A 3624-nucleotide genomic window follows, 5' to 3' on the forward strand; every position below is an offset into this window, starting at 1 on the left:
GAGTCTTTGCCAGGTCCCGCACGGCCGAGGCGGTGCGCGGGCCCATAGCGCCGAGCTGGTGCACGAACGCTGATTCATCGGGGCTGGGGCCGATATCGTTGCCGGCGGCGAACACATCGATGGCCGCGCCAACGGCGGTGTCGAGCATCTGGTCCTCGGATTCGAGTTCGGCGAACATTCCGGGGTCGCCGGTCTCATCGACCGCGGCCAGGGCCGGGGTAAAGGTCAAGATGATCGATCCGACGGCGGGCGCGGCGGTCAGCAGCAGGTCGGTGCGGCGCCGCACGTCGGCGTTGGGTTGTTTGCCCAGCGCCTTGTCGCCGGTCTGTGCGGCGCCGACCGCTGTGGCGACCCTCTGGAATCCGGTCATGACGCGAGCGACGTCGGTGACCTTGGCTGCCGAGCCGGTGACGCCGTCGCCGGTGATGCGGATGCTGCCGTGTGAGGCCAGGGTGCGCCCGAACGGGTCGGCATCGATCAACGTCTGGATGCCGATGCGGGACAGGTCGTCGGCGGTGGTCCAGTCCGGTAGCTGTTCATCGATGTCGGGGGCATCCATCGCGGCCAGGATCGCCGCCTCCAGCCGATCGAGCTCGTCGTCAGGTGTAGTCATCGATGATCACCTCCACATAGCCGCGCCGCGGCCACGCATCCGCCCGCGCCGGCGCGGCCCCCGCCGAGCCGAGCGCCAAGCGCTGCAGCAGGTCGTCGACCTCGCCGCGGCGTGTGCAGTACTGCGCATAGTAGTCATCGGTGTTGCGCGGGTCTGGTTGGCAATGCCAGGCCGCAATCTGAGTATCGACCTTCATGCCGAGACGGCGACGAACATAACCCGGTCGCGAGAAGGCGCGCAGCAACTTGGCGGCCGCGACGTCGAGGTGCGCTTTGTCCAGTTCCAAATCCTCGGCCCAGTACACGCAGTGCACCGCGGGCGGGTCGGTATCCTGCGACAGGAACGGGCCGTGCACCCAGGCGGCGTTGACATGGACATGGCGCGCCAGCAGGTTGGTCGCCGCCTCCCAGTCGCGCCACAGTTCGGCTCGGGTGGGGCCCCGGCCGTCAACAAAGCGGGCCCGCAGTTGTTCTCGCGTCACCCGATACCGCCCGGGTGGCAACATTCCGTCGGGCCCGAGTTCCGGTATCACGACCAACGCCCATCCCTCCCTCGGCCCGCATCCGGCGCGATCCTCCCGCGTTTAGCCCACAGCACACACCGGCGGCGGCGCACCGTCGGCCGGCGGCCAGTGCTGATCGCCGGCTAGCGCGCCCGGATCGTCCTCAACGTCGCTGAACAGCGCGGCCGTGGCGTCATCGATCGCCGCGATCACCGCGCGCGCCGCCTCAGCCAGGGATTCATCTTCGGTACGGTCGGTGTGCAGTGCCGCCGCCAACTCATCGCGCGCGGTCAACAATGCACCGAAACTCGGGGCGGACGGTGGCGCCTGCTCGATGACGAAGGCCCGCAGCAACTCATCGAGGGCCCGGCGCTGACGGGTGCTCATCCGCTGCGCTTCGGCCGGCAACTTGTACTGCTCGGCGGCCGGAGGACGCACGCCCACGGCGGCGAACGCCACCGTTTCAGGAACTTCGGCCAGGTACGCGATGGCCCGGATCGAGGCGTCCGTGGGCCGAGACGCATAGGTGCCTTGCCGCAGACGGTTGAGTGTTGCATGGGAGATGTCGTGACCGGCGTGCTGGGCAAGCTCGGCCAGGCGTCGCCCCGACGCGCCGTCGTGACGCTTCACCGCGGTTTCGATCAGATCCATCAACGACCTGTTGGCTCTATTCATCGCCGTACGCCTTCGTCTCGCCGGGGGTTACGCGCACGCCTCTTAGTGTTCTGCCACATGTAACGCGAGTCAAGAGCAACACGCCGTCCACGGTTAATCACAAACGCTTCCACGCTTTGTATTCTGCCACATGTGTCATGTTCCACGTGTTGCCGCGTTAGATCCATTCGCCGGAGCGGGTGGCCACAGGGAGCGACCCAACGCATGTTCGAGGTTGGCCAGCGTCCCGATGTCGCACAACACGGTGCCGGCCAGGATCCGGCCGATCGTCGTGTGGGCGATGCCGGTGGCCGCGGCCAGTGCGCGTTGACCGGTCCCGGTCTCGGCCATCGCCACCTGAAGAGCGCGCGCCACCTGCTGGGCGGCCGATGCCGACGGTGGCGCATCGGGAATCAAGTTCCCGTCGGGCCATCCTCCAGCGGCCAGATACACAACCGGCGGCTGATCGCCGTGACTGCGCGGCATCACCTGACGATATCGCCCGCAGGCCACCCCGGCATCCACGCCGAGCCGCACCCCTACCATTCTGGTGCATATACGCACCACTATGGAAGGTTCTGCCATGCCAACTCGCGACGTGCCATGGGGCACCGGTGAACACCGCGCAGCTGACGCTGCCGTTGCCGTGGGAACCTGCCATGGCTGAGGGCAGCCTGGTGACCGCCGTGGACACCGTGGTCGCGGCCTGGGCCGTCGACGGGACGATGTCACCCCAAACCTTGGACAAGTTTGCTCTGCTCGCCCGCCGGTTCACCCGGTTCGCCGCCGCCTACGACGTCACCACCCTCGCGGGCGCCGATCACGACCTGGTGACCAAATTCGTTGCCGCCAAGGGCCGCTCCCGGCACGGCTCGGTCGCTCCCGCAGCGGTGGCGACCATGCACAACCGCCGCGCCGCGGTACGGGCCTTTTTTCGCACCGCCCGGCGCCTCGGGCTGACCCTGGATGACCCGACCACCGACATCACCGTCCCCGACCGCGAAGCCGCCACCGTCCGCCCGCTATACGACGACGAGGCCGCGCTGGTGCGACTGTTCTCCGAGCACGCCACCCCCACCCGACATGCCGCCACCACCGCACTGCTATTGGCCGGGGCACACACCAGCGAACTCGGCTACATCCGCATCGGCGACATCGGTACCGCCGCCCACACCGCGTGGGCGCACGGCTCAACCAAACACCGCGCCCGCCTCCTACCCCTGGACACGTGGGCCCGCCGAGTGCTCTACCAACGAATCAGCCATCTGAACGAGCGGGGCGCCACCACCGACACCATCATCTGCACCGGCTCAGACGGGTCCGATGCCCAGCGCCAGGCCCGTGTCTGCGTCACCGTCCGCGATGTCCTGACCCGCGCCGGACTGACCGGAACTACCGGGATCAAACCGTCCTCGCTGACCGCCCACGCCGCGCGACGTGTCTTCGAGGACACCGGCCGCATCGAAGCCGCCGCCCACCTCACCGGCTCGGGCTCGCTGGACGGCACCGCCGCCCTCATCGGCTATCAGTGGAGCCAGGACAACTGATCCGCCATGTCACCCAAGCACCGTTCGTCGCAGCAGCGCCCCCGCGCCGACGACGCCTACGGTGCTCGCCGCGTCGACCAGCGTAAACGTGAGGCGCTGGACACACCGTTCGACGGCACGCTGCTCGAAATCGAGAAAGTCCGGGCCGTCGCGTCATATTCGGCGTTGTACGCGATCAGCGACCTGATCCCGGATCGCGCACCCAACTCACCCGGGCGCCCAGCGCACTACCCGGCATGGGTAATGGTCATCCACAAAGTCCTGCATGGCGCGTTCGGCAGCGCTAGCCACGCCAGCCGCATCATGGC

4 protein-coding genes and 2 pseudogenes are annotated in these 3624 nt (G+C 68.1%); 2 read left to right on the forward strand and 4 right to left on the reverse strand.

All coding sequences use genetic code 11. The features are described 5' to 3' along the window. The 4 genes and pseudogenes from BKN37_RS26380 to BKN37_RS30075 form a co-directional block, all read right to left on the reverse strand. Positions 1 to 613: pseudogene (locus BKN37_RS26380) on the reverse strand (hypothetical protein); the annotation flags it as partial. After that, positions 600 to 1145: a DUF6932 family protein gene (locus tag BKN37_RS26385; protein ID WP_071030181.1), complete on the reverse strand. Its 546-nt coding sequence runs from the start codon at positions 1143 to 1145 to the stop codon at positions 600 to 602. The pseudogene BKN37_RS26380 and the gene BKN37_RS26385, both read right to left, overlap by 14 nt. A 51-nt stretch (positions 1146 to 1196) precedes the next feature. Continuing rightward, on the reverse strand, positions 1197 to 1766 hold the full coding sequence (locus BKN37_RS26390; protein WP_242657371.1) for a hypothetical protein: 570 nt from the start codon (positions 1764 to 1766) through the stop codon (positions 1197 to 1199). A 159-nt stretch (positions 1767 to 1925) separates the two neighbouring features. After that, entirely contained in the window at positions 1926 to 2255 is a 330-nt protein-coding gene (locus BKN37_RS30075; protein ID WP_071030184.1) for a helix-turn-helix domain-containing protein, read from the reverse strand. 128 nt (positions 2256 to 2383) lie between these two features. Here BKN37_RS30075 and BKN37_RS26400 point away from each other — a divergent pair, with 128 nt between their 5' ends. Both BKN37_RS26400 and BKN37_RS26405 read left to right on the forward strand, forming a co-directional pair. Next, positions 2384 to 3316 carry a site-specific integrase gene (locus BKN37_RS26400; RefSeq protein WP_242657372.1) on the forward strand — a complete coding sequence of 311 codons (933 nt, stop codon included), beginning with the start codon at positions 2384 to 2386 and terminating at the stop codon, positions 3314 to 3316. A gap of 6 nt (positions 3317 to 3322) precedes the next feature. Continuing rightward, a pseudogene (locus BKN37_RS26405) lies at positions 3323 to 3624 on the forward strand (hypothetical protein); the annotation flags it as partial.

Source organism: Mycobacterium talmoniae (assembly GCF_001854525.1).
GTDB lineage: Bacteria > Actinomycetota > Actinomycetes > Mycobacteriales > Mycobacteriaceae > Mycobacterium > Mycobacterium talmoniae.

Excerpts from the sequence above, each read along its gene's own strand:
- BKN37_RS26390 (WP_242657371.1), bottom strand. The coding sequence starts at position 1,766 with ATGGATCTGATCGAAACCGCGGTGAAGCGTCACGACGGCGCGTCGGGG.
- BKN37_RS30075 (WP_071030184.1), bottom strand. The coding sequence starts at position 2,255 with ATGCCGCGCAGTCACGGCGATCAGCCGCCGGTTGTGTATCTGGCCGCT.